This is a genomic window from Shinella yambaruensis (assembly GCF_050859155.1).
Lineage (GTDB): Bacteria > Pseudomonadota > Alphaproteobacteria > Rhizobiales > Rhizobiaceae > Shinella > Shinella yambaruensis.
Window position 1 is genome coordinate 2,237,060 of the sequence record NZ_CP150638.1, and the last position, 23,631, is coordinate 2,260,690.

Genomic DNA, 23,631 nt, shown 5'->3' on the forward strand with positions numbered 1-23,631 from the left:
CCTTTGCGGCTGCCGGCTTTCCGGCGACCTGAACGAGGGTGCAGGCAAACCGCCCGACGCCCGCTCAAGAAACTGCAGAGGTCGCAAACAGCACAGTATCAGGCAGCCGTTCGTGAGAAGACGGACTGCAAGCCGGGAACCAGAACAAGAATATCCCTGTGCGCGCCGTCCCGTTCGCAAGGCAAGAAAACGCTCTTGCAGAACGGGACAATAACTTCCGGTAGAAGAGGGGAAGAGGATGGCAGGCCTATGCGAACTGTTGCCAGGCTTTCTTTGCAAGTTTCCAGCCTTCAGTGACGCGAGTATCCGCGGCGCAAGAAAAGTCATCGACGACGGCTTCAAGAGCCTCGTCAGGAGCTATGTCAACATCATCGATGCGATGGTCCAGCCATTGCAGTGGTTTCTGAACTATCTGGAGCGGCTGTTCGTCAGCTCGCCCTGGCCGATCATCCTGATCGCGATGTTGGCCATCGTCTATTTCGGCAGCCGCAACATCAAGATCACCATCGGCACCGCCGCCTCCATGTGCGCCATCGGGCTATTGGGCCTGTGGAACGACACGATGGTGACGCTCGCCATGGTGACGGTCTGTACGCTGATCGCCGTCATCGTCGGTATCCCGATCGGTATTCTCATGGCCCGCTCCGACCGGGTGCAGGCCTTCGTCAACCCGATCCTCGACGTGATGCAGACGATGCCGAGCTTCGTCTACCTCATCCCCGTCGTCATGATCTTCGGCATCGGCAAGGTGCCGGGCCTCATCGCGGTCGTCATCTATGCTGTGCCGCCGATGATCCGCCTCACCAATCTCGGCATCCGTCTCGTCGACAAGGAGGTGCTGGAAGCGGCCGACGCCTTCGGCTCCTCCGGCTGGCAGAAGCTGAGGAACGTGCAGATGCCGCTCGCCCTGCCCACCATCATGGCCGGCATCAACCAGACCATCATGATGTCGCTCGCCATGGTCGTGGTCGCCTCGATGGTCGGCGTCGGGGGGCTCGGCAAGAACGTGCTCCAGGCCATCAACAACCAGTTCTTCACGGTCGGGTTCCTCAACGGGTTCGCGCTCGTGGCCATCGCCATCATCTTTGACCGTACAAGCCAGGCCTATGGCAAGCGGCTGCAGAAGCATTCGGAGGTAATTCATGGTTAGTCATGCAATCGAGGTCCGCAATCTCTACAAGATCTTCGGACCCCGCGGCGGCGACTATGTCGATGCGGTCAAGAACGGCCTCGGCAAGGCCGAGCTGAACCAGAAATACGGCCATGTGCTGGGCTTGCGCGACATCAACATCTCCATGCCCGCCGGCGGCATCATGGTGGTGATGGGCCTGTCCGGCTCGGGAAAATCGACGCTGATCCGCCACATCAACCGGCTGATCGACCCCACCGCCGGCGAGGTGCTCTATGACGGCGTCGACGTCTGCCGGATGAGCGAGAACGACCTGCGCGAATTCCGCCGCCACAAGACGGCGATGGTGTTCCAGAAATTCGCGCTGCTGCCGCACCGCACGGTCCTGGAAAACACCGTCTACGGCCTTGAGATCCAGGGCGTGGCGCAGGCGGAGCGTGAGAAGCGCGCCAAGCAGTGGATCGCCCGCGTCGGCCTTGCCGGCTTCGAGAACCACTATCCGAACCAGCTTTCGGGCGGCATGCAGCAGCGCGTGGGCCTTGCCCGGGCGCTGACCAACGATGCCGACATCCTCTTGATGGACGAAGCCTATTCGGCGCTCGACCCCTTGATCCGCGTCGACATGCAGACCGTGCTGCTCGACCTGCAGAAGGAGCTGAAGAAGACCGTCGTCTTCATCACCCACGATCTCGACGAGGCGCTGCGCCTCGGCGACAAGATCGCGATCCTGCGCGACGGCATGGTCGTGCAGCAGGGCACCGGCCAGGAGATCGTGCTGAACCCCGCGGACGAATACATCACCGCCTTCGTCAAGGAGGTGAATCGCGGCCGCGTCGTCAACGTCGAGACGATCATGGCGCCGCTCTCGGGCAATCCCGAGGGCATGCCGATCGCCAAGGGCACGGTGCTCGAAATGGCCGCCCGCGCCATGACGGCGGCCAACCAGACGCTCGCCCATGTCGTCGACGAGGCGGGCCGGCCGATCGGCGCGATCAGCCTCAGCGCCATCATTTCCAGCATGGTGACGCCGACCAGCCACGAAGCGAAGGCAGCCTGAACGTCCACAGACGAACAAAGAGGGCGCCCCGGGGCGCCCTCTCCTCGTTTGGGAATGGGCCTGCTCCCTCTCCTCACCCTCTCCTCTTCTCTTCTCTTCTCTTCTCTTCTCTTCTCTCCTATCCTCTCCTCACCCCTTTCCCTCTCCTCCGTCACCCTCGGGCCTGACCCGAGGGTCCACACGGCACTCGCGGCTGTGGATGGTCGGGTCAAGCCCGACCATGACGGAGGAAAGGTCGCTGCCTTCCTCGAACGTGCCGCCAATCCATCATTGCAATCACATAAAGAAATCTTTATATGATGTGACAAACAGAAGGATATGCCGATGACCGCGACGAACCCGCTTGCCCAGCTTCTTGCCGAAAAGCCCTTCCTGCTCGCCGATGGCGCGACAGGGACCTCGCTCTTCGCCATGGGCCTCGAAGCCGGGGAAGCGCCGGAACTGTGGAACGAGGCGAAGCCCGAGAACATCACGAAGCTGCACCAGGACTTCGTCGATGCCGGGGCGGACATCATCCTCACCAACACGTTCGGCGGCACGCGCCATCGCCTGAAGCTGCACCATGCGCAGGACCGCGTCTTCGACCTCAACAGGAAGGCAGCCGAGATTGCCCGCGCGGTCGCCGACAAGGCGCCGCGCACGGTGATCGTCGCCGGCTCCGTCGGCCCGACGGGCGAACTGCTCGTGCCGCTCGGCGCGATGACCTATGACGATGCCGTCGCCGCCTTCGCCGAGCAGATCGAGGGCCTGAAGGCCGGCGGCGCAGACGTCGCCTGGATCGAGACCATGTCCTCGCCGGAGGAGATCCGCGCCGCCGCGGAAGCCGCCACCAAGGTCGGCCTGCCCTTCGTCTATACCGGCTCGTTCGACACGGCCGGCAAGACGATGATGGGCCTGCATCCGCGGGACATCCACGGCGTTGCCGGCGATATCGGCGCAGGTCCCCTCGCCGTCGGCGCCAATTGCGGCGTCGGCGCCTCCGATATCCTCTCCTCGCTGCTCGACATGACCGGCGCCGACCCGTCCGCGACCGTCGTCGTCAAGGGCAATTGCGGCATCCCGGAATATCGCGGCGCGGAAATCTACTATTCCGGCACGCCGCCGCTGATGGCCGAATATGCCCGCCTCGCCCGTGATGCCGGCGCGCGCATCATCGGCGGCTGCTGCGGCACGTCCTGCGAGCACCTTGCCGCCATGCGCGTGGCGCTCGACGCGCACGAGCCGCGCGAACGCCCGACGCTCGCCGCAATCATCGAGACGATCGGCCCGCTGCGCAACAAGACCGCCGACGAAAGCGCCGCCGCGCCCGCCCGCGAACGCAGCCGTCGCCGCGGCTGAGGCCAGCCACCGGCACGAAGGATCATCAGCCGCCCCGGCCACGCCGCGGGCGGCTTTCCCTTGCCCTGACCTCTGGAAGCAGATAGGCGCCGGCATTACCCGCAAGGTAATCGATCTGCCGCGGAGGGCGCCGTAGGTTTCTCCCATACCGCCACGCACAGGAGAGACCCATGATCACCTATGCCCTCGCCCATCTTCGCAATGTCGCCTTCGGGGCGGAGATCATCGCCTATCTCGAGGCGATCGACACCACCATGGCCCCCTTCGGCGGCCGGTTCGTGCTGCACGGCGACGGCAACAAGCGCGTGCTGGAGGGCAGCTTCTCCGGCGACGTCGTCATGCTGTCCTTCCCGAGCCGCAGCGCCGCCGAGGCCTGGTACGCTTCGCCCGCCTACCAGGCGATCCTGCCGCTGCGCACCCGCAACGCGGACGGCGACGTGCTGCTGATCGACGGCGTCGACGACGACCACAAGGCGACCGACATCCTGCACAAGGGCTAGCGCGCTTCCTCCGCGAGAAATTCCCGCCAGGCCGACAGCCCCGCCTCAATGTTGCGCCGGCCGAAGCCGACGCGGAAGCGATCCGGCGGCACGGGCAGGAGGTCGGATACATAGAGGCTGGAGGGCAGCAGCAGCACGCCCTTCTCCTCCACCAGCCGCCGGCAATGCGCCTCGACGCCGTCGGCGCCGCGATAGCGCGGGAAGGCGACGCAGCCGCCGTCCGGCTCGGCCCATTCGTAGAGATCCGGATAATCGGCGAAGAAGGCGCCGAGCCTTGCCATATTCTCCGCGCAGAGCGCGCGGTTGCGGGCGAAGATCGTTTCGCGCGCCTTGATCGCGATGCCGGCCAGCACCTCGGAGGGGCGCGCATTGCAGATGGAGAGGTAGTGCTTCATCTTCTCCATGCGCGCCAGCAAGGCATGGTCCTTGCTGGCGATCCAGCCGATGCGCAGGCCCGGCAGGCCGTAGGCCTTGGACATCACGTTGAGCGAAATGCCCTTGTCGAACAGGTCGGCCGCCTGCGGCAGGCGTTTTGCGGCGTCGATCTCCAGCCCGCGATAGACCTCGTCGGAAAAGAGATGGATGCCGCGCCCGGCGCAAAGATCGACGAGGCCACGAAAGACCGCCTGGTCGGCGATGGTGCCGGTCGGGTTGTTGGGGAAATTGACGGCGATGAGTTTTGTTTCGGGGCGCAGCGCGGCGCGCACGTCGTCGAGATCGAGCTGCCAGCGGTTTTCCGGCCGGAGCGCGATGCCCGTGACATGGCCGGCGACGGTGACCGGCATCGTCTCCATCGACTGGTAGTTCGGCACGGTGACGATGGCGTGGTCGCCGGGCGCAAGCAGCGCCAGCATGGCGCAGTAAAGCCCCTCCTCCGCGCCGGCGAAGGTCAGGATGTCGGCGCCCGACAGCGTGTCATAGGTCGTCGCGATGGTCTCGCGCAGTTCGGGCGCGCCCCAGGTCTCGGTATAGCCGAGCGCGACGCGCTCCCAGGCCTCGCGATCCTCGGGACCAGCCAGCGCCAGCAGGTCCGACATGGTCATCGTCTCAGCATCGCTTGCCGTCATGTGATGGCGCGCCTTGAACTCCCAGCGCGAGAAATGGGTTTCGAGGCGGAAATCCGGCAGCGTGGTCACGGGGTCCTGTCCTTCTGGCTCTGGCGCCGGGCATCGGCGAGATAGTTGTAGATCGAGGCGCGAGAGGCGCCGATGAGGCCGGCGAGGTGGTCGACGGCATTGCGGGTCTGGAACAGGCCGCGCCCGTCGAGCGCGGCGACGAGCGCCACCCGGTCGCCCTTCTTCAGCGCCGTCAGCGCCAGCCCGCGGGTGCGCAGCCAGTCGTGCAGCGCCGTGTTGATCTCCTCGCGCCAGTCGCCGGCGAAAAGCGAGGCCGGGCGGGTGGCCGCCGCGCCGGCAAAGGCCGAAAGCAGCTTTGCCGCGGCGTCGAAATGCGACACGTCCATGTTGATGCAGAAGAGGCCGAGCGCCTGGCCGAAATCGTCCTTCAGCACCGCCGTCACCGATTTCAGGCGCCGCCCGTCCTCGCCGGTCTTCTCGTAGGGGCCGTAGATGCCGCCCTCGCCGGCCTCCTCCAGCGCCTCCTCGACGAGCGATTCCATGCCCGCCTTGCGGCCGGAAAAGGCGTTCCAGATACCGGCGATCAATCCCGTTTCGAGATCGTGCAGCACGACCTCGGCATGGGGATAGAGCAGGGTCGAAATGGCCGCGGCCGTCGCGGTGTGCTGGCGAAGCAGCAGGTCGGCGTTTGATGAGTCGTACATGCGGACAAACAATCCAAAGATAGATAATTTGTCAATATTGGATTTTTAGTCCAAACATTCGGTCACAGGCTGGCGACCCGCTTTGTCCCTGTCTATCCAGAGCAATTCCAGCAAAAGTCCACAGCGGTTTTGCGTCCGGAATTGCGTTAGAAATGAGAATCAGAGCGATTCTTGGGGGACGATCATGAGTGCCGATCTTGCAGCCTTTCCCGACCGGGAGACCGTGGCCGACAAGCTGGGTGCCCTCGGCGAGGCCGACCAGGCCTATCTGCGCCTTCTGATGGAAAACCCCAAGCAGGACGAGAACCTGCTCGAAGGTCTCGACCTCTATCTCAACCGCGCCGCCGGCGCCCGTTTCCTCAATTCCCTGAAGCTGGAAAGGCTCGGCGAATGGCTGGGCGAGACGGCGCCCGCGCGCCTGCAGATGCGGCTGACCGAGGCTGCCCGCTCCAGCCAGCATGCCGCCTATGTCGCCTTCCGTACCGGCCTTACCCGCTCGGGCGGCCTCGAACGGGCCTATCCGAAGGCCTGATCCGCCGGCACCGCCAGCGGCCCGAAGGATTTGCGGATCATGTCGGCCATGCCGTCGATGGTCGGCCCGCTGCGCCGGGGATTGCGCTTCAGCACGACGCGCGAGGCATCGATCGGCGGAAAGCCTTCCGCCGCGGTCAGCTCGCGCGTGCCGGGCGGAATGTTGCTGCGCGATAGCGGCGCGACGGTGAGCCCGCTCATGACCGCCGAGCGCAGCCCGCCGCTGGTGTCGCAGGTATAGGCGGTGCGGAAGGGGATCGCGTGCCGCTCCAGCGAGCGCAGGGCAAAGTCCCGGCACCAGCTCGAGCGCCAGTAGACGGCGATCGGCATGGGGCGCTCCAGGTGCCGGTTGTGTGCCACGGAGGTGACCCAGACCGTCGGGTCGATCGCCAGCAGCTCGCCGGTAACCCCGTCGCACCAGTCGAAGATGATGGCGAGGTCCAGTTCGTCAGCCTCCAGCGCCGCAAGCTGCTGGGCGGTGTAGCCGCACAGCACCGTCACCTCGGTATCCGGATGGACTTCCGCGAAGGCCGCCAGCGCATTGGGCAGGACCGTCTGGTTGTATTCCTCCGGAATGCCGACGCGCACCGGCCCGTCCAGCGGCACCGTGCGCATCGCCGCCGTGGTCTCGTCGACGAGCCCGACGATGCGCCGCGCATAGGGCAGCAGCCGCTGGCCCTCCCGCGTCAGGGCGACGCCGCGCGGACCGCGCTCGAAGAGCGTCGCGCCCACCGATTCCTCCAGCTTGCGCACCTGCATGCTGATCGCCGACTGCGTTCGCCCGAGCCTGTCGGCAGCATGCGTGACATTGCCGGCCTGGGCGACGGCGACGAAGATGCGGAGCAGGTCACTTTCGAGAGGTGGATACATTGGCGCCATCGCTTTTTCTGATGCCTGCCATAATCGCTATTCGTTTGTGAAATGTCTACGGTTTTGCTTGGCTTGCCCTGCAAGGGAAGGCAAGGCCATGGGAATCATCGGAAAACTCTTGGAACAATGGATGCGGTTTCGCCGCAGGCAGGCGGAGCGGGAGGCCTTGCGGCTGCTCGTTGCGCGGCGGGATATACGGCTGCTGCGCGATGTGGGGCTGACCTTGGTCGAAGGCAGCGAGCGCGGCTATGCCCACCTGTCGCAGGTCAGGGAGCGCCGCTGGACGGCACCCCTCATCCGGCTGCCGCCGCCTTCTCCCCGCAGGCGGGGCGAAGGCGACGCCGCGCCCGCTTCCGCAAGCAATCTTCACAATACGAAGGAAAAGCCTGCCGCGTAGGCCGTTCCTTCGGCTTGCGGCATGGTGGTTTCGCATGGCGGGGCGTTCCCTCTACGGCCTGCCGGCCATCTCCGCTTGAGGGCAAGGCAATCGCCTATGGAATGCAATCGTCGCCGCAACCCCTTCTCCCCCGGGGGGAGAAGGTGCCGGCAGGCGGATGAGGGGGAGACCGAAGGCGTAAATGATTGCAATATCGCACCTGCCTCACCCCCTCATCCGACCCTTCGGGCCACCTTCTCCCCCCGGGGGAGAAGGGGTCGCGGCATCGTCCTGCCCCTATGCGCGAATCCCTTACCCTCAAAGGGAGATGGCCGGTGGGGCAGAGGGAGTACCGATTGCCTCTGCCCGCAAGGACAAGGTCCGGCGGGCCTGAGGCAAGGCGGCCTGCCCTATTGCGCCTTCTCGCCGGAAAGGCCGCCGGCGAGCTGGACGAGCTTCAGGAACTCCGCGCGGTAGCCGAACGGGTCGTTGCCCTTCGCCGCTTCCGCAAGGCCGAGGATCGAGCCGTAGGCATAGTCCTGCAAGGCGCTCACGCCCTTCAGCTTCTGCCCGAAGGCGGCGACGGCGACGGAGAAGCGCACATCCGGCGCGGCGGCGTTCACGTCGGCGACGGCATCGGCATCGGTCACCGGCAGGGTGGCGAGTTCGCTCGTGTCGCCATCCGGCTTCTTCCAGCGCATCTTCAGGAAGGCGAGCTCGCCGCTCTCGGCCACGGGCGCCGCTGCCGCGTTTTCCTTGCCGTAGCGCAGCGGGTCGTTCAGCACGGCGGGGCTGCCCTTCGGCGTCACCTCGTAGATCGCCGTCACCCGGTGGCCGGAGCCGATGTCGCCGGCATCCACCTTGTCGTTGTTGAAATCCTCGCGGTTGAGCACGCGGGTCTCGTAGCCGATCAGGCGGTATTCGGCGATGCGCTCGGGGTTGAACTCGATCTGGAACTTGACGTCCTTGGCGATGGGGAAGAGCGAGGCGCCCGCCTCCTCCACCAGCGTCTTCTGCGCCTCGGCCAGCGTGTCGATATAGGCGGCCGTGCCGTTGCCGTTCTGCGCCAGCGTCTGCATCATGCCGTCATTGTAGTTGCCGCGGCCGAAGCCGAGCACGGAGAGGAAGATGCCGCTCTTGCGCCGTTCCTCGATGATGCGCTTCAGGTCGTCGTCGCTTGCGGGACCGACGTTGAAATCGCCGTCCGTCGCCAGCATGACGCGGTTGACGCCATCCGTCTTGAAGGCTTTCTCGGCCAGCCGGTAGGCCGTCTCGATGCCCTCCGCGCCCGCCGTCGAGCCGCCCGGCTGCAGCGTGTCGATGGCGTCGAGGATCTTCTGCCGGTCCTTCGCCGCGGTCGGCTCCAGCACCACGCCGGCATTGCCGGCATAGGTGACGATGGAGACGGTGTCCGTGTCCTTCAGCTTGCCGACCAGCAGGCGGAAGGCGCCCTTCAGGAGCGGCAGCTTGTCCGGCTCGTTCATCGAGCCGGAAACGTCGATGAGGAAGACGAGGTTGGCGGCAGGCTGCGCCGTCGCCGCCGTATCGAACCCCTTGATGCCGATATGCAGCAGTTCGGTATCCTTGTTCCACGGCGTCGGCAGGACGGTGACGGTGGCGTTGAACGGCTTTTCCGCCGTCTCCGGCCCCTTCCAGTCATAGGGGAAGTAGTTGACCAGTTCCTCCACCCGAACGGCCTCCCGGTCCGGCAGGCCGCCGCCGAGCAGGGCGCGGCGCACATAGGAATAGGACGCCGTATCGACATCGGCGGAGAAAGTCGAGACCGGATCGGTGGCGACGCTCTTGACCGGGTTGGGATCGGCCGAGGCGAAACGCTCGCGGTCCTCCGCGGGCACGGGCATCGCGATGGCGTCCGCCGTCGCGGAGGGCTGCGTGATGGCGCGGCTGAGCGACTGCGTGGCGACCGCTTCGCCCAACGCAAAGGAATCCGGCGCGGCCGCGACGGCCTCCTCTTCCCGGCCTTCGGCAAGCGGAACAGGCTCGGCAGCCAGCATGTCGGTCGGCTGCGCGGCCTCCGCTTTCGCCTCCGCCCCGGTCGCCTGCCCTGCGCTGCCGTCCCGGGCCTCGCCGCTTTGCAGGGCCGCGGAAAGCTCGCCGGCGTTCGGCGTGGTCTTCTTGGCTTCCTGCTGGCGGGCGCGCAGATCCTGGCCACCGGACGTTTCGGCGACCTCCGTCGTCACGGTGAACGGCACGGTGCCGTTGTTCACCAGTTCATAGGTCACGAGGCCGGCGACGGGCACGACGAGCAGCGTGGCAAGGGCCGAGCCGGCGAGAAGTCTGCGGTTCATGATGGGGTTCCATATCCGGTTGAAGATGGAGCTTTGACGCCCGCCTGCGGACGATCCTTGGGGGCTGGCCGCATTTTTTTCCGCGCCGTCGAACGCCTCCATGGCGGCGGCGAGCGCGCGGGCGCGGGCCGCGGGGTCGGCGGCAGGGACCCTGTCGCGGGCGAGTTTTTCGAGGTCGAGATCACTCATCGTCTGTCCTTCCGTCACGCGGCCGCATCGCGCAAGAGCACCTTCAGGCGCTTGCGGGCCTCGTGCACATGCCAGGAAATCGTCGTTTCGGCGCAGCCGAGCACATCGGCCGCGGCCGCATGGCTGAGGCCTTCGCCGTAGATCAGCAGCACGGCGTCGCGCTGCTTGTCGGGCAACTGGCGCACCGCCTGCCAGAGTTCCTCGTTGCCGTCCTCCGCGGGGGCGCCGTCGAGCACCGCCTGTTCGCGCAGATAGGCGGCGTCGCGCCATTCGGCCCGGCGGCGCTTGCGCAGCTGGTCGCGCGCGGCGTTCAGCGTCACCGTATAGAGCCAGGTACCGAAGCGGCTCGCGCCCTTGAAGCCGCGGATGGCGCTTGCAAGGCGTATGCAGACCTCCTGCGCCACGTCCTCGGCATCCTGCCGGTCGCCGCACCACCGCCAGGCAACGGCATGGATGAAATCATAGCGGCTCTCGACAAGCGCGGCGAAAGCCTGCCTGTCGCCCGATGCCGCCTTTTCGACGAGTTCTGTTTCCACGGGTCCATCCCGATTGCTGTGCACTATCCTTTCAGACGTGCGTCGGGCGACGATCCTTGGGTGTCCTTCCGAAAAAATTTCTCACCAGGGCAGATTTTTCACGACGGCGATGATGATGCCCATCACGGCATTGCGGTCGTGACGCCGGATTTCCGGGGCGTAGAGGCTGGAAATGCTGCCATCGAGGAAAAGCGCGTTGCGGCTGTGCAGCCGGTCGCGGAAGAGCGTCGCGAAGTCGTGGAACCGGACCGGATCGTTCGAGATGACGAAGGCGATCCGCCCGTCGGGAAGGCTGCCGACGCCGTTGCGGATCTGCAGGCTCGTGCCGTCGGCAAGGAACCGCGGATGGATCTTGCCGTCGATGACCAGCATCGGCCCGGACTGCGTCGCCTCGCGCGGCGAAAGCCCCGCCCTGGCGAAGGCCTCCGTCTCCATCACGCCGGCCCTGCCCTCGCCAACCCAGAACACGCCGTTCGGCTTGAGGAAGAAATTGCCGAACGCATCGCCCCGGTTGAGCGCGCCCGTCTCCCGCCCCCCTTCCACCAGCAGGCCGACCGGCCCGTAGTCGGGGTGATACATGCCGCCGTTCATGGCGAAGGTCATGTGCTGCCCGTTGCGCAGGAGATGGGTGTTGAGCTGGTCATAGCGCGCACCGCGGCTGGCGAGCGTCGCCGCACCGAAGAGCCGGATCGTCTCCTGCGCGGGGTCGAATGTGCAGACGGTGTAGCGGCCGGAAAGATGCTCGATCTCGGCGCATTTCGGCGGTTCGGCCATGGCAACGCTCCGCAAGGTCAGGGCGGCAAGAAGGAAGGAAAGGAACAGAAGGACGCGCATGCCCCTGGCTCCGCCGGCAATGCGGCGAATTTAGCAGCAGGCCCGACAAAAGATCAAAGCGACAGCGCCGCCATGTGGAAGCGAAGCTGGGCCTCGTCGTAACGATAGGCCGCCCCCACGGGACAGGCCGCGCGGGAAAGGCAGCCGGCGACCATGCAGCCGCCCTGCCCCGCCGGTAGGCACAGATGCGCCCGGCAGGCGGGCACGTCGAACATGTCGAGACGGACGGCACCGGCGGGACAGGCCGTCAGGCACGGCTTGTCGCGACAGTGCGCACAGGGGTGCGGCGCGGCAAGCAGAGGGGCATCCGTGATCGGCATCGAAAAGCCGAGCGCGCCGCGATAGCCGTGCCAGAGGCCATAGACGGGATGGATGAGGATGCCGAGCGGCGAGGCCTTCAGGCCTTCCGCGCGCATGGCCCAGCGCTGGAACGGCTGCCAGGGCGGATCGGAGGGAAACCAGGCGGTCGCGCCGGCCGCCGCGGCGACGGCCTGGACGACCTCTTTCGACCAGGCGTCGAGCGGGTCCGGGCCGCCGCGATCCGCCCGCTCGGCCCGCCAGCGCGAAAAGGCCGGCCAGATCGAGCTGCCGATATTGCCGACGAGCGCGACGCTGGCCGCAGGATGGCCATCCGCAAGGTCCGGTGCGACCTCGTCCCCGGCGAAGTTCACGGTGCCGCGCAAAAAAAGACCGTGCGGCTTCAGAGCCGCACGGATCGTATCGAGATCGGGGCGACACCCCCTCACCGGGTCACGTCCCCCTTGAGTTCATAGTGGGGACGCCAGACTTCCTTCTGGATCATGTCCGCCACCCGCGTTGCTCCGCCTTGCTCCCTGGCGCGATCGGGACCCTTTCAGGTGAAGGCGTCCGGCATCGAGTCCTTGCGGCTCTTGACGTAGGCGAGCAGCGCCTCGTCGATCGCCGGGTCGAGATAGGGCGCCTCGTAGCTCTCCAGCCAGGTGCGGCAGAGCGCGTTGGCGCGGTCCTCGATGCGCTTCTGGCCTTCGATCTCCCACTGCTCGAACGAGTTGTTGTCGGCGAGCGGCGAGCGGTAGAAGGCGGTCTGGAAGTTGGCCTGGGTATGGGCGCAGCCGAGATAGTGGCTGCCCGGGCCGACCTCGCGGATCGCATCGAGCGCCTGCGCATTCTCCGAAAGGTCGATGCCCTCGGCGAACTTCTGCTGCATGCCGAGCTGGTCCTGGTCGATCATGAACTTTTCGTAGGAGGCGACGAGGCCGCCTTCCAGCCAGCCGGCCGCATGCAGCACGAAGTTCGTGCCGGCAAGCAGCGTCATGTTCAGCGTGTTGGCCGATTCGTGGGCGGCCTGCGCATCCGGGATCTTCGAGCCGCAGAGCGAGCCGCCGGTCCGGAACGGAATGCCGAGACGGCGGGCAAGCTGCGCCGCGCCGTAGGAAACGAGCGAAGGCTCGGGCGAGCCGAAGGTCGGCGCGCCCGACTGCATGGAGATCGAGGCGGCGAAGGTGCCGAACAGCACCCGCGCGCCCTTGCGGATGAGCTGGGTGAAGGAAGCGCCGGCGAGAACCTCGGCCAGGATCTGCGTCAGCGTGCCGGCGACCGTCACCGGGCTCATCGCGCCCGACAGGATGAACGGCGAGACGACGCAGGCCTGGTTATGCCGCGCATAGACCTTCAGCGCGCCCACCATGGTCTCGTCGAAGACCATCGGCGAGTTGGCGTTGATGAGGTTCATCATGACCGTGTTGTTTTCGACGAACTCGTCGCCGAAGACGATCTTGGCCATGGCGATCGAGTCTTCCGCGCGTTCCGGCGCGGTGACCGAGCCCATGAACGGCTTGTCGGAATATTTGATGTGGCTGTAGACCATGTCCAGGTGGCGCTTGTTCACCGGAACGTCCACCGGCTCGCAGACCGTGCCGCCGGAAGAATGCATGGACGGCGCCATATAGGCGAGCTTCACGAAATTGCGGAAATCCTCGATCGTCGCATAGCGGCGGTTGCCTTCGAGGTCGCGCACGAAGGGCGGGCCGTAGACCGGCACGAAGACGGTGGCCTTGCCGCCGATATGCACGCTGCGCTCGGGATTGCGGGCATGCCAGGTGAAGCTGGACGGCGCGGTCTTCAGGAGCTCGCGGCAAAGGCCCTTCGGAAAGTGCACGCGCTCGCCCTTGACGTCGGCGCCGGCTTCCTTCCAGAGCTGGAGCGCTTCCGGATCCTCGCGGAACTCGATGCCGATCTCCTCCAGCACCCGGTCGGCATTCGCCTCGATGAGCTGCAGGCCTTCCTCGTCGAGGACCTCGTATTCCTTGATCTTGCGGGTGATGTAGGGCAGCGAGGGGCCCGGACCGCCTCCCGTGCGCGATGCGCGCCGCGCGGCCGCACCGCGCCCCTCACGCGACCGGCGTCCGCCGCCTTCACTGGCGCCCTCGCTTGCCACCTGCTGAATGTCCTCGCTCATGATCCGTCTTTCCTTGTTCTTCCGGCGCTGGAGAAGCGCCTCTCGTCCTATGCTAGCAAGCCGCCGGGGCGGGACGGTTCTCAAAGCGCCAAGCGGTGGCGCACGCTGGATATCGGCACCGTGGCGACTATAGCCGGATTGCGACGGCGATCGTAGCGCCATCCCTCGGTTTGCACTGTCAATTCACGGCTTTACGCGTTATGGATGACAGAAGCGTCCGGCGGGTCGCTTTTCACCATATGCGACGTCGCTTTCGAAATCAGGTCCGCGCAAGAGGAAGGATATTTCTTGTACGACGAGCCTGCCGCCCGCAGCGCCACTGGAGACGAGGAAACAACATGTCCGACGACGAAATCATTCTCGCCGATCTCTCCGACGAAGAGCTCGTGCAGCAGATGCACGACGACCTCTACGACGGCCTGAAGGAGGAAATCGAGGAAGGAACCAACATCCTGCTCGAGCGTGGCTGGGCACCTTACGATGTCCTCACCCAGGCGCTCGTCGAAGGCATGCGCATCGTCGGCGTCGATTTCCGCGACGGCATCCTCTTCGTGCCGGAAGTTCTGCTCTCGGCCAACGCGATGAAGGCCGGCATGGCGATCCTGCGCCCGCTGCTCGCCGCCACCGGCGCGCCGAAGCAGGGCAAGATGGTCATCGGCACCGTCAAGGGCGACATCCACGACATCGGCAAGAACCTCGTCGGCATGATGATGGAAGGCGCCGGCTTCGACGTCATCGACCTCGGCATCAACAACCCGGTCGAGAACTATCTCGAAGCCATCGAGCGCGAGCAGCCGGACATCCTCGGCATGTCGGCGCTGCTGACGACCACCATGCCCTATATGAAGGTCGTCATCGACACGATGAAGGAAAAGGGCCTGCGCGACGACTACGTCGTTCTCGTCGGCGGCGCGCCGCTGAACGAGGAATTCGGCAAGGCCGTCGGCGCCGACGCCTACTGCCGCGATGCGGCCGTGGCCGTGGAAACCGCCAAGGAATTCATGAAGCGCAAGCACAACATGCTTGCCGGCTGATCGTGAATTCGACGGCGCCGGTCTTGAATTGGCGCCGTCCGCTGACGACCTTTAGTTTGCGGCGTTGTCGATGTCCTGGCCGGCGGCCTGCGTCGCATCCACGGCATTGGCCGTATCCCGCCCCATGCCGCGAATGGTGTTGCCGCAGGCGCTGAGCGCCAGGAGCGCGGCGAGAACGATGGTCATACGGGTCAGGTTCGTCCCAGTCATGATTGGAGTCCCTTTTCATGGATGTGGTTGACGCAGAACTTCGGGATGGAAGTCCCACCGGTGAACGCATGAACGCGGAAAAAGTTCGCGTCATCGCCTGCGGCGCCATCGCCCGCGAGGTCCTCGCCATCCGCGAGGCGAACGGTCTTTCCCATATCGACCTTCTCTGTCTTCCCGCCATCTGGCACGCCCATCCGGAAAAGATCACTCCCGGCGTGGAGCAGGCGATCGCCGAAGCGCGCGCCGAGGGGTTTTCGCGCATCTTCGTCGGCTATGCGGATTGCGGCACGGGCGGCCTGCTCGACCGGCTCTGCGAGCGCGAGGGCGTCGAACGCATCGCCGGACCGCACTGTTACTCCTTCTTCGCCGGCAACGAGGCCTTTGCGGCCAAGGACGACGACGTCACCTCCTTCTTCCTCACCGATTTCCTCGCCCGCCAGTTCCGTGCCTTCGTCATCGAACCGCTCGGCCTCGACCGTTATCCGCAGCTGAAGGACATGTATTTCGGCAATTACGAGAAGCTCGTCTATCTCTCGCAGGTCGAGGACGAGGGCCTGCAGCAGAAGGCGAAGGAGGCGGCGGACTATCTCGGCCTCGCCTACGAATACCGCTTCACCGGCTACGGCGACCTGACGGGCGAGCTTTTGCACGCGCGGTAAGGAACGGTTAGCCAATCCGGCCGGATGCCGCCTTCTCTTAAGGCGGCGATAAACTCCGCGCGCGACAGTGCCGGCCGAATAGCCCCTCACCCTAGCCCTCTCCCCGCAAGCGGGGAGAGGGGACGCGGCTCACGAAACGCTCGCGTCACGGGATACGGCGCGGCAATCCCTTCTCCCCGCTTGCGGGGAGAAGGTGGCGGCAGCCGGATGAGGGGCACAGGCAAATGCATAGGCTCCTCGATGACGGCACCGACCATCGCCATTCTGATCCAGCCCGGCCCCAACCCGGAAATCGTCGTCAACGCCCTCAAGGCCGCTTTCCCGAGCCTCGTCGTCATCGAGGAAAAGCCCGAATCGAAAAAGCTCTTCATCCGGCGCCGGGCGAAGAAGCTCGGCTGGGTGCAGGCCCTCGGCCAGCTCGCCACCATGGTCGTCTCGAAATACGGCAAGCGCTTCACCACGAAACGCGCTCAGGAAATCATCGAGGAGTTCGGCGTAAACCCCTCGCCCGATTCGCAAATCCGCCGCATAGCAGTACCCTCCGCCAACAGCCCCGAACTTCTCGAAGTACTCGGGAAAATCCGCCCGGCGGCGCTGCTCCTCGTCAGCTGCCGCATGATGAAGGCGCAAACGCTTGCCGCGATCCCCTGCCCCGTCCTCAACTTCCACGCCGGCATCAACCCGCAATATCGCGGCCTGCAGGGCGGCTACTGGGCGCGCATCGCGCGCGACGAGGAGAATTTCGGCGCCACCGTGCATCTTGTCGATCCCGGCGTCGACACCGGCGACGTGCTCTACCAGCGGCGCGTCAAACCTTCCAAACGCGACACGATGCACACCTATCCGCTGCTCCAGACGGCGGCCTCGACCGGCATCATCGTCGAGGCGATGCGCGATGCGGCGGCCGGCAATCTCAAGCCATTGAAAATAGCGGCGCCCTCGCGGCAATGGTATCATCCGCCGATCTGGACCTGGCTCTGGAACGGCGTGACCCGCGGCATCTGGTAAAACCTTCTGTATAGTCGAATCCCGCGTCGTTTTTGAGCATGGGGCAGTCGTGGCGGGTGAAGCCCGCGACGCGGCAAGATCGCATTGTCAGCGCGAGGAGAATTTTCGACATGGCAGACCGCATCATCGTCTACTGGCGCGACATCCCCGCCCAGGTCATCATCAAGAAGGGCCGCACGAGCGCCAAGCGGGAACTGTCGCTGCGCTTCACCGAGGCGATCGACATGTGCGCCATGCGCACCGGCGCGGCCGAAACGGACGACTATCTCGCCGAATGGCGCAAGGCCGATCCCGTTCCGGTCTCCGACGACCTGGAGGCGGAAGCCGACAGGGCCGCGGCCGAGCTGGAAGCCGCCTATGACCGCGAGCGGCTCGTCGCCCTCGTCAAGGCCGGAGGCCGCGACAATGGCTGACGCCGTCCAGAAACCGGGCAATGCCGCCCCCGCCAAGAAGGCCGCCACCGGCGCCTTCACCCCGGCCGGCGTGTCGCCGAGCCGCCGGGCCCGGCACAAATACACCGTCCGCCTGTGGGCCGTGCGCCATTCCCGCTTCTTCGAGTGGTTCTACCACCGCTTCGCCCAGGGCTTCCTGCTGCTGCACCCCGTCTGGAAGCTTCTCGGCTACCAGCGCGTCGAGCGGCCGATCACCTTCGTCGAGCGCCATGTGAAGGGTTTTCTCTTCGACTGTCGCATGTGCGGCCAGTGCGCGCTGTCGTCCACGGGCATGTCCTGCCCGATGAACTGTCCCAAGCAGCTTCGCAACGGCCCCTGCGGCGGCGTTCGCGCCAACGGCAATTGCGAAGTGGAGCCGGACATGCCCTGCGTCTGGGTCCAGGCCTGGAAGGGATCGCAGAACATGGCGAAGGGGGATGCCATCATGAACGTGCAGAAACCGGTGAACCAGTCGCTGCGCGAAACCTCCTCCTGGCTGCGCGTGACGGCCGAGGCTGCCGCGGCCAGGGAAGCCGCCGCTGCCGGAAAGGACGCCTGATCCATGGCGCATATCGATGAAAACCCGCTCGGCCCGCACCTGCCGCTCGATCCCCTGCCCGGCCATTCCTCGCTCGGCCGGCTGGAGCGCGTGCTGCGCCGCGGCGAATTCGCCGTCACGACGGAACTGAACCCGCCCGACAGCGCCAATCCGGAAGACGTCTACGCCCGCGCCGCGGTCTTCGACGGCTGGGTGGATGGCATCAACGCGGTCGACGCGTCGGGCGCCAACTGCCACATGTCCTCCGTCGGCATCTGCGCGCTGCTCACCCGCATGGGCTATGCGCCGATCATGCAGATCGCCTGCCGCGACAAGAACCGAATCGCCATCCAGGGCGACGTGCTCGGCGGCGCGGCCATGGGCGTGTGCAACATCATGTGCCTGACCGGCGACGGCGTGCAGGCCGGCGACCAGCCCGGCGCAAAGCCGGTCTTCGACCTCGACTGCATGTCGCTGCTCGAGACCGTGCGCATCATGCGCGACAATTCGAAGTTCCTCTCCGGCCGCAAGCTGACGACGCCGCCGAAGGTCTTCCTCGGTGCGGCGATCAACCCCTTCGCCCCGCCCTACGACTTCCGCCCCTATCGCCTCGCCAAGAAGATCGAGGCCGGCGCGCAGTTCGTGCAGAGCCAGTACTGCTTCGACGTGCCGATGTTCCGCGAATACATGAAGAAGGTGCGCGACCTCGGCCTCGACGAGAAATGCTACATCCTCGTCGGCGTCGGCCCGATGGCCTCGGCCAAGACGGCGAAGTGGATCCGCTCCAACGTGCCGGGCATCCACATTCCCGATTCCGTCATCGCACGGCTCGAGGGCGCCCAGGACCAGAAGAAGGAAGGCAAGCAGCTCTGCATCGACATCATCAACGAGGTGAAGGAGATCGAGGGCGTTTCCGGCATTCACGTCATGGCCTACCGGCAGGAGGAATATGTCGCGGAGATCGTGCATGATTCCGGCGTGCTGAAGGGCCGCCAGCCCTGGAAGCGCGAGCCGAACCCGGTCGACCAGCTCGTTGCCGAACGCATCGAAAGGACCCGCCAGGGCGTCGAACAGAACCAGCAGCAGATGGCCGAGACCGCCGCCCATCACCCCCATTGACCGGAAGACGAACGCCTATGTTGGAGATATCCCCCTCATCCGCCTGCCGGCACCTTCTCCCCCAGGGGGAGAAGGGGGAAAACGAGACGTCTCCACTCCCCTTCTCCCCCTCGGGGAGAAGGTGGCCCGAAGGGCCGGATGAGGGGGCTTCCTCTCCGCCCGCCGCCAGCATTGCAACACCGGAAATCGCGCGCTAGACCAGACCCAGCGCCCCGCCCCAGAGGACCCTATATGACACGCACCATCGTCGCCTCGGCCACCCGCGAAATCGTCATCGGTTTCGACCAGCCCTTCTGCGTCATCGGCGAACGCATCAACCCGACCGGCCGCAAGAAGCTGGCCGCGGAAATGCAGGCCGGCAATTTCGAGACCGTCATCAAGGACGCGCTGGAACAGGTCGCCGCCGGCGCCACCATGCTGGACATCAATGCGGGCGTGACCTCGGTCAACCCGAACGAGACGGAGCCGGGCCTTCTGGTGCAGACGCTGGAGATCGTCCAGGGCCTCGTCGACATCCCGCTTGCCATCGACTCGTCGGTCACCGCCGCCATCGAGGCCGGCCTGAAGGTCGCCAAGGGCCGCCCGCTGGTCAACTCCGTCACCGGCGAGGAGGAGAAGCTCGAAGCCATCCTGCCGCTCGTCAAGAAGTACGACGTGCCGGTCGTCGCGATCTCCAACGACGAGACCGGTATCTCCATGGACCCGGACGTGCGTTTCGCCGTCGCCAAGAAGATCGTCGAGCGCGCCATGGACCACGGCATCAAGCCGCACGACATCGTCGTCGACCCGCTCGTCATGCCGATCGGCGCGCTGGGCGATGCCGGCCGCCAAGTCTTCCAGCTGCTCTATCGCCTGCGCAACGAGCTGAAGGTCAACACGACCTGCGGCCTTTCCAACATCTCCTTCGGCCTGCCGCACCGCCACGGCATCAATGCCGGCTTCATCCCCATGGTCATCGGCGCCGGCATGACCTCGGCCATCATGAACCCCTGCCGCCCGCAGGAAATGGAGGCCGTGCGCGCCGCCAACGTGCTCAACGGCACGGATGCCAACTGCACCAACTGGATCATGACCTACCGCGACCACAAGCCCGCCGAAGGCGGCGCCGTCGCGGCCGCATCCGCAGCACCGGCAGCCGGCGGCGGTCGCCGTGGCGGCCGCGCAGCCCGCGCCGGCGCCGGCGCGGCGCGAGAATAACGTGGCCGGCAGGCGCCAGCTTCGTCGCGACGCCTTCAGCCTCTGGCTGGAGGCGCCTCTCGTGATCGCCATGCGCTGCCACGAGATGCAGATGGCGGCGCTGACGGGATCGACGCAGAACACCGCCGAGATGACCCGGATGGTCACCGAAAAGATGGCTGCCACGGCGGAAAGCGTCGTGGCAGCCAATTTTGCTGTTGCCAAGGCCATGATGACGGCGGCCTCGCCCGAAGCCACGGCCCGCGCCGTCTCCGAAGCCGCGCTGAAACCCTATGGCAAGCGCGTGCGCCGCAATGTGCGACGTCTCTCGGCCAAGAAGGGCTGAGATGCGCCGCTTGACGCCCAAGAGAAAGTACGACCGATGCGCATCGAAGGTGAGAACGAGACCAACATGACGGAAGCTTCGGCAAAGGAACCGTTCGTCCTCTTCATGCCCTCGGGCAAGCGCGGCCGCTTCCCGGTCGGCACGCCGGTCCTGGAAGCCGCGCGCAAGCTGGGCGTCTATGTCGAGAGCGTCTGCGGCGGACGCGCGACCTGCGGGCGCTGTCAGATCGAGGTGCAGGAAGGCAATTTCGCCAAGCACAAGATCGTCTCCTCGCTCGACCATATCTCGGAAAAGGGGCCGAAGGAGGAGCGCTACGAGAAGATCCGCGGCCTGCCGGAAGGCCGCCGCCTCTCCTGTTCCGCCCTCATCCTCGGCGACCTCGTCGTCGACGTGCCGCAGGACACCGTCATCAACGCGCAGGTCGTGCGCAAGGCCGCGACGGATCGCGTCATCGAGCGCAACGCCGCCATCCAGCTCTGCTATGTCGAGGTGGACGAGCCGGACATGCACAAGCCGCTCGGCGACCTCGACCGCCTGAAGGTGATGCTGGAGAAGGACTGGGGCTGGAAGGACCTGCTCATCGCCCCCCACCTCATCCCGCAGGTGCAGTCGATCCTGCGCAAGGGCAACTGGGGCGTCACCGCCGCCATCCACCGCGACATGGATTCATCGCGCCCCTTCATCGTCGCCCTCTATCCGGGCCTCAAGAACGAGGCCTACGGCATCGCCTGCGACATCGGCTCGACGACCATCGCCATGCATCTCGTCTCGCTGCTGTCGGGCCGCATCGTCGCCTCTTCCGGCACGTCCAACCCGCAGATCCGCTTCGGCGAAGACCTGATGAGCCGCGTCTCCTACGTCATGATGAACCCGGACGGCCGGGAAGCCATGACGAAGGCGGTGCGCGAGGCCGTCAACGGCCTGATCGGCAAGGTCTGCGCCGAAGGCGAGGTCGACCGGCACGACATCCTCGACATGGTGTTCGTCGCCAACCCCATCATGCACCACCTCTTCCTCGGCATCGACCCGACGGAGCTCGGCCAGGCGCCCTTCGCGCTCGCCGTGTCGGGCGCGCTGCAATACTGGGCGCATGAACTCGACATCGAGGTGAACCGCGGCGCCCGGCTCTACACCCTGCCCTGCATCGCCGGCCATGTCGGTGCGGATGCCGCTGGCGCGACCCTCGCCGAGGGCCCCTATCGGCAGGATCGCATGATGCTGCTGGTCGATGTCGGCACCAATGCGGAGATCGTGCTCGGCAACAGGAACCGCGTCGTTGCCGCCTCCTCGCCCACGGGACCTGCCTTCGAGGGCGCGGAAATCTCCTCCGGCCAGCGCGCCGCCCCGGGCGCGATAGAGCGCGTGCGCATCGATCCCGTGACGCTGGAGCCGCGCTTCCGCGTTATCGACGTCGACAAGTGGTCGGACGAGGACGGTTTCGCCGAGGCCGCCGCCAGCGTCGGCGTCACCGGCATCTGCGGCTCGGCGATCATCGAGGTCGTCGCGGAGATGTACCTGTCCGGCATCATCTCCGAGGACGGCGTGGTCGATGGCGCGATGGCGGAGAGGAGCCCGCGCATCCTTCAGAACGGCCGTACCTTCTCCTATCTCCTGCACGACGGCGAACCGCGCATCACCGTGACGCAGAACGACATCCGCGCCATCCAGCTCGCCAAATCCGCGCTCTATGCCGGCATCAAGCTGCTCATGGAAAAGCAGGGCATCGACCATGTCGACACGATCCGCTTCGCCGGCGCCTTCGGTTCCTTCATCGATCCGAAATACGCCATGGTGCTCGGCCTCATCCCGGACTGCGACCTCGACGAGGTGAAGGCCGTCGGCAATGCCGCCGGCACGGGCGCGCTCATGGCCCTCCTCAACCGCGACCACCGCCGCGAGATCGAGCGCACCGTCGCCCGCATCGAGAAGATCGAGACCGCGCTGGAGCCCAGCTTCCAGCAGCTCTTCGTCAACGCCATGGCGCTGCCCAACAAGGTGGACCCCTTCCCGGAGCTTGCCAAGGTGGTGACCCTGCCGGAGCGCAAGGTGCTGGCCGACGACGGCGGCGGCGAAGGCGGCGGGCGGCGAAGGCGGCGGAGCAGGGAATAGCGGCGGCCTCCGGGCTCGGAGTTGCCCCCCTCTGCCCTGCCGGGCATCTCCCCCACAAGGGGGGAGATGCCCGGCAGGAGTCGGGCACCTTGCTTAAATCGCATCGCTCAAGATGGGCGAAACGCTGCTCCATCCAATCTCCCCCCTTGTGGGGGAGATGCCCGGCAGGGCAGAGGGGGGTATCAGCCGCTCCTGTCTCAGCAGGCGACCTGCAGCATGTCCATCGGCCGGCGCTCGATGCGGGCGAAGGCGGCGCGGATGTAATCCGCCACGGCGAGCGCCGGCGTCTCGGCCTCCTCGTTGACGACGAGGCCGATCAGGTAGTGGCCGAGATCCGGCAGGCCGTCCTTCTCGCCGAGCGCCACCATGTCGTCCCCCACCAGGAAGCGCGCGAGCGGCGCGACCGCGAGGTCCGCCCGGATCGCGGCGCGCTGGCCCATGTGATGGGCACAGAAATAGGCGACGCGGAAATCGCGGCCCGAACGGCTCAGCTCCTCCAGCGCCCGCGCCCGCCAGATGCAGCCCTCCTCCCAGACCGATACCGGCAGCGGGTTCTTCAGATGCGCATTGCCGCAGTTCTTGCCGGCCCAGACGAGCTGCTCCTTGAGCAGGACCTCGCCCGGAACGGGGATCGTGCCGTCGGTGGCATTGAAGATGGCAAGGTCGAGCCGCCGCTCGGCGACGGCGCGGCGCAGGTTGCCGCTCGTCTCAATCGACACGTTGACGGCGATCGACGGATAGGTCTCGGCAAAGCGGCGCAGCACTTCCGGCAGGATGAGCTCGCCGACGTCGTCCGGCGCGCCGAGCCGCACCACGCCGTTCATTTCCGGCATCATGAAGCGCGACACCGCCTCGTTGCTGAGCGCGATCAGGCGGCGCGCATAGGAGAGCAGCACCTCGCCATGATGCGTCAGCACCACGGAGCGCGCATCGCGGCGGAACAGCGTGCAGCCGAGCAGTTCCTCCAATTTCTTGATCTGCATGGAGACCGCGGACGGCGTGCGGTGCACCGTCTCGGCGGCCGTGGTGAAGTTGCCGGTCTCGGCAATCGCCACGAAGGTTTTCAGGATGTCGAGTTCCAGCAAGGGGAGCGTCTGGCGCATCAGCAGGTTCAT

25 protein-coding genes are annotated in these 23,631 nt (G+C 66.0%); 15 read left to right on the forward strand and 10 right to left on the reverse strand.

The window, feature by feature from the left end; all coding sequences use genetic code 11:
* Positions 1-238 precede the first annotated feature (238 nt).
* The 4 genes from WMC41_RS11030 (at position 239) to WMC41_RS11045 (ending at position 4,024) form a co-directional block, all read left to right on the forward strand.
* Positions 239-1,150, forward strand: coding sequence for an ABC transporter permease (locus tag WMC41_RS11030; RefSeq protein WP_244769517.1), 912 nt, complete (start codon positions 239-241; stop codon positions 1,148-1,150).
* Entirely contained in the window at positions 1,143-2,186 is a 1,044-nt protein-coding gene (locus WMC41_RS11035) for a quaternary amine ABC transporter ATP-binding protein (RefSeq protein WP_244769516.1), read from the forward strand. The genes WMC41_RS11030 and WMC41_RS11035 overlap by 8 nt, the downstream gene beginning before the upstream one ends.
* Positions 2,187-2,510: 324 nt before the next feature.
* Positions 2,511-3,524 carry a betaine--homocysteine S-methyltransferase gene (gene bmt, locus WMC41_RS11040; RefSeq protein WP_432348158.1) on the forward strand — a complete coding sequence of 338 codons (1,014 nt, stop codon included), beginning with the start codon at positions 2,511-2,513 and terminating at the stop codon, positions 3,522-3,524.
* A gap of 170 nt (positions 3,525-3,694) precedes the next feature.
* Entirely contained in the window at positions 3,695-4,024 is a 330-nt protein-coding gene (locus WMC41_RS11045) for a DUF1330 domain-containing protein (protein WP_432348159.1), read from the forward strand.
* Here the strand turns inward: WMC41_RS11045 and WMC41_RS11050 are convergent.
* Together WMC41_RS11050 and WMC41_RS11055 are read right to left on the reverse strand one after the other, a co-directional pair.
* Positions 4,021-5,160, reverse strand: coding sequence for an aminotransferase class I/II-fold pyridoxal phosphate-dependent enzyme (locus tag WMC41_RS11050; RefSeq protein ID WP_432348161.1), 1,140 nt, complete (start codon positions 5,158-5,160; stop codon positions 4,021-4,023). The two genes, WMC41_RS11045 and WMC41_RS11050, sit on opposite strands and share 4 nt — an antisense overlap.
* Positions 5,157-5,804 (reverse strand): helix-turn-helix transcriptional regulator, encoded by a 648-nt coding sequence (locus tag WMC41_RS11055; RefSeq protein WP_272805719.1) that lies wholly within the window; start codon positions 5,802-5,804, stop codon positions 5,157-5,159. The genes WMC41_RS11050 and WMC41_RS11055 overlap by 4 nt, the downstream gene beginning before the upstream one ends.
* A 184-nt stretch (positions 5,805-5,988) precedes the next feature.
* On the opposite strand from WMC41_RS11055, the gene WMC41_RS11060 reads away from it, so the two are divergent.
* On the forward strand, positions 5,989-6,336 hold the full coding sequence (locus WMC41_RS11060; RefSeq protein WP_272805720.1) for a hypothetical protein: 348 nt from the start codon (positions 5,989-5,991) through the stop codon (positions 6,334-6,336).
* Here WMC41_RS11060 and WMC41_RS11065 read toward each other — a convergent pair.
* Positions 6,321-7,205, reverse strand: a complete 885-nt coding sequence (locus WMC41_RS11065) for a LysR family transcriptional regulator (RefSeq protein WP_432348164.1) — start codon at positions 7,203-7,205, stop codon at positions 6,321-6,323. The genes WMC41_RS11060 and WMC41_RS11065 overlap by 16 nt on opposite strands.
* A 97-nt stretch (positions 7,206-7,302) precedes the next feature.
* Between WMC41_RS11065 and WMC41_RS11070 the strand changes: the two genes are divergently transcribed.
* Positions 7,303-7,602: a hypothetical protein gene (locus WMC41_RS11070; RefSeq protein ID WP_432348165.1), complete on the forward strand. Its 300-nt coding sequence runs from the start codon at positions 7,303-7,305 to the stop codon at positions 7,600-7,602.
* Between the two features lie 389 nt (positions 7,603-7,991).
* On the opposite strand, the gene WMC41_RS11075 is transcribed toward WMC41_RS11070, so the two are convergent.
* The 5 genes from WMC41_RS11075 to WMC41_RS11095 all read right to left on the reverse strand — a co-directional run bounded on the left by WMC41_RS11075 (position 7,992) and on the right by WMC41_RS11095 (position 13,886).
* Entirely contained in the window at positions 7,992-10,079 is a 2,088-nt protein-coding gene (locus WMC41_RS11075) for a YfbK domain-containing protein (RefSeq protein WP_432348167.1), read from the reverse strand.
* A gap of 14 nt (positions 10,080-10,093) precedes the next feature.
* Complete coding sequence (locus tag WMC41_RS11080) at positions 10,094-10,615, reverse strand: RNA polymerase sigma factor (RefSeq protein WP_432348169.1); 522 nt, start codon at positions 10,613-10,615, stop codon at positions 10,094-10,096.
* An 81-nt stretch (positions 10,616-10,696) separates the two neighbouring features.
* Positions 10,697-11,449 (reverse strand): phosphodiester glycosidase family protein, encoded by a 753-nt coding sequence (locus tag WMC41_RS11085; RefSeq protein WP_432348171.1) that lies wholly within the window; start codon positions 11,447-11,449, stop codon positions 10,697-10,699.
* A gap of 53 nt (positions 11,450-11,502) precedes the next feature.
* A complete protein-coding gene (locus WMC41_RS11090) occupies positions 11,503-12,195 on the reverse strand; it encodes a ferredoxin (protein ID WP_432348173.1) in 693 nt (230 codons plus the stop codon).
* Between the two features lie 107 nt (positions 12,196-12,302).
* Positions 12,303-13,886, reverse strand: coding sequence for a trimethylamine methyltransferase family protein (locus tag WMC41_RS11095; protein WP_432348174.1), 1,584 nt, complete (start codon positions 13,884-13,886; stop codon positions 12,303-12,305).
* Between the two features lie 338 nt (positions 13,887-14,224).
* On the opposite strand from WMC41_RS11095, the gene WMC41_RS11100 reads away from it, so the two are divergent.
* Positions 14,225-14,920, forward strand: a complete 696-nt coding sequence (locus WMC41_RS11100; protein WP_064330367.1) for a corrinoid protein — start codon at positions 14,225-14,227, stop codon at positions 14,918-14,920.
* Between the two features lie 51 nt (positions 14,921-14,971).
* Here WMC41_RS11100 and WMC41_RS11105 read toward each other — a convergent pair whose 3' ends face one another.
* Positions 14,972-15,106, reverse strand: a complete 135-nt coding sequence (locus tag WMC41_RS11105) for an entericidin (RefSeq protein WP_244769674.1) — start codon at positions 15,104-15,106, stop codon at positions 14,972-14,974.
* A 92-nt stretch (positions 15,107-15,198) separates the two neighbouring features.
* Between WMC41_RS11105 and WMC41_RS11110 the strand changes: the two genes are divergently transcribed.
* The 8 genes from WMC41_RS11110 (at position 15,199) to WMC41_RS11145 (ending at position 22,516) form a co-directional block, all read left to right on the forward strand.
* Positions 15,199-15,789 carry a DUF1638 domain-containing protein gene (locus tag WMC41_RS11110; protein ID WP_432348177.1) on the forward strand — a complete coding sequence of 197 codons (591 nt, stop codon included), beginning with the start codon at positions 15,199-15,201 and terminating at the stop codon, positions 15,787-15,789.
* A gap of 240 nt (positions 15,790-16,029) precedes the next feature.
* On the forward strand, positions 16,030-16,797 hold the full coding sequence (locus WMC41_RS11115; RefSeq protein WP_432348179.1) for a formyl transferase: 768 nt from the start codon (positions 16,030-16,032) through the stop codon (positions 16,795-16,797).
* 110 nt (positions 16,798-16,907) lie between these two features.
* Positions 16,908-17,210: a virulence factor gene (locus WMC41_RS11120; RefSeq protein ID WP_064330369.1), complete on the forward strand. Its 303-nt coding sequence runs from the start codon at positions 16,908-16,910 to the stop codon at positions 17,208-17,210.
* Positions 17,203-17,787: a methylenetetrahydrofolate reductase C-terminal domain-containing protein gene (locus WMC41_RS11125; RefSeq protein WP_244769502.1), complete on the forward strand. Its 585-nt coding sequence runs from the start codon at positions 17,203-17,205 to the stop codon at positions 17,785-17,787. Before WMC41_RS11120 ends, WMC41_RS11125 begins: the two co-directional genes overlap by 8 nt.
* Positions 17,788-17,790: 3 nt before the next feature.
* Entirely contained in the window at positions 17,791-18,885 is a 1,095-nt protein-coding gene (locus tag WMC41_RS11130) for a methylenetetrahydrofolate reductase (RefSeq protein ID WP_288077887.1), read from the forward strand.
* Positions 18,886-19,116: 231 nt separating this feature from the next.
* Complete coding sequence (locus WMC41_RS11135; protein ID WP_064330372.1) at positions 19,117-20,082, forward strand: methyltetrahydrofolate cobalamin methyltransferase; 966 nt, start codon at positions 19,117-19,119, stop codon at positions 20,080-20,082.
* A 1-nt stretch (position 20,083) separates the two neighbouring features.
* A complete protein-coding gene (locus WMC41_RS11140; RefSeq protein WP_272805730.1) occupies positions 20,084-20,407 on the forward strand; it encodes a hypothetical protein in 324 nt (107 codons plus the stop codon).
* Between the two features lie 36 nt (positions 20,408-20,443).
* Entirely contained in the window at positions 20,444-22,516 is a 2,073-nt protein-coding gene (locus WMC41_RS11145) for an ASKHA domain-containing protein (protein ID WP_432348180.1), read from the forward strand.
* A 197-nt stretch (positions 22,517-22,713) separates the two neighbouring features.
* On the opposite strand, the gene WMC41_RS11150 is transcribed toward WMC41_RS11145, so the two are convergent.
* Positions 22,714-23,631: a LysR family transcriptional regulator gene (locus WMC41_RS11150; protein ID WP_244769497.1), complete on the reverse strand. Its 918-nt coding sequence runs from the start codon at positions 23,629-23,631 to the stop codon at positions 22,714-22,716.

Bases quoted from the DNA above. Each gene is read 5' to 3' on its own strand.
- WMC41_RS11030 (WP_244769517.1), top strand. From the start codon at position 239: ATGGCAGGCCTATGCGAACTGTTGCCAGGCTTTCTTTGCAAGTTTCCA.
- WMC41_RS11035 (WP_244769516.1), top strand. From the start codon at position 1,143: ATGGTTAGTCATGCAATCGAGGTCCGCAATCTCTACAAGATCTTCGGA.
- bmt (WP_432348158.1), top strand. From the start codon at position 2,511: ATGACCGCGACGAACCCGCTTGCCCAGCTTCTTGCCGAAAAGCCCTTC.
- WMC41_RS11045 (WP_432348159.1), top strand. From the start codon at position 3,695: ATGATCACCTATGCCCTCGCCCATCTTCGCAATGTCGCCTTCGGGGCG.
- WMC41_RS11055 (WP_272805719.1), bottom strand. From the start codon at position 5,804: ATGTACGACTCATCAAACGCCGACCTGCTGCTTCGCCAGCACACCGCG.
- WMC41_RS11060 (WP_272805720.1), top strand. From the start codon at position 5,989: ATGAGTGCCGATCTTGCAGCCTTTCCCGACCGGGAGACCGTGGCCGAC.
- WMC41_RS11065 (WP_432348164.1), bottom strand. From the start codon at position 7,205: ATGTATCCACCTCTCGAAAGTGACCTGCTCCGCATCTTCGTCGCCGTC.
- WMC41_RS11070 (WP_432348165.1), top strand. From the start codon at position 7,303: ATGGGAATCATCGGAAAACTCTTGGAACAATGGATGCGGTTTCGCCGC.
- WMC41_RS11075 (WP_432348167.1), bottom strand. From the start codon at position 10,079: ATGAGTGATCTCGACCTCGAAAAACTCGCCCGCGACAGGGTCCCTGCC.
- WMC41_RS11085 (WP_432348171.1), bottom strand. From the start codon at position 11,449: ATGCGCGTCCTTCTGTTCCTTTCCTTCCTTCTTGCCGCCCTGACCTTG.
- WMC41_RS11095 (WP_432348174.1), bottom strand. From the start codon at position 13,886: ATGAGCGAGGACATTCAGCAGGTGGCAAGCGAGGGCGCCAGTGAAGGC.
- WMC41_RS11100 (WP_064330367.1), top strand. From the start codon at position 14,225: ATGTCCGACGACGAAATCATTCTCGCCGATCTCTCCGACGAAGAGCTC.
- WMC41_RS11105 (WP_244769674.1), bottom strand. From the start codon at position 15,106: ATGACCATCGTTCTCGCCGCGCTCCTGGCGCTCAGCGCCTGCGGCAAC.
- WMC41_RS11110 (WP_432348177.1), top strand. From the start codon at position 15,199: ATGAACGCGGAAAAAGTTCGCGTCATCGCCTGCGGCGCCATCGCCCGC.
- WMC41_RS11115 (WP_432348179.1), top strand. From the start codon at position 16,030: ATGACGGCACCGACCATCGCCATTCTGATCCAGCCCGGCCCCAACCCG.
- WMC41_RS11120 (WP_064330369.1), top strand. From the start codon at position 16,908: ATGGCAGACCGCATCATCGTCTACTGGCGCGACATCCCCGCCCAGGTC.
- WMC41_RS11125 (WP_244769502.1), top strand. From the start codon at position 17,203: ATGGCTGACGCCGTCCAGAAACCGGGCAATGCCGCCCCCGCCAAGAAG.
- WMC41_RS11130 (WP_288077887.1), top strand. From the start codon at position 17,791: ATGGCGCATATCGATGAAAACCCGCTCGGCCCGCACCTGCCGCTCGAT.
- WMC41_RS11135 (WP_064330372.1), top strand. From the start codon at position 19,117: ATGACACGCACCATCGTCGCCTCGGCCACCCGCGAAATCGTCATCGGT.
- WMC41_RS11145 (WP_432348180.1), top strand. From the start codon at position 20,444: ATGCGCATCGAAGGTGAGAACGAGACCAACATGACGGAAGCTTCGGCA.
- WMC41_RS11150 (WP_244769497.1), bottom strand. From the start codon at position 23,631: ATGAACCTGCTGATGCGCCAGACGCTCCCCTTGCTGGAACTCGACATC.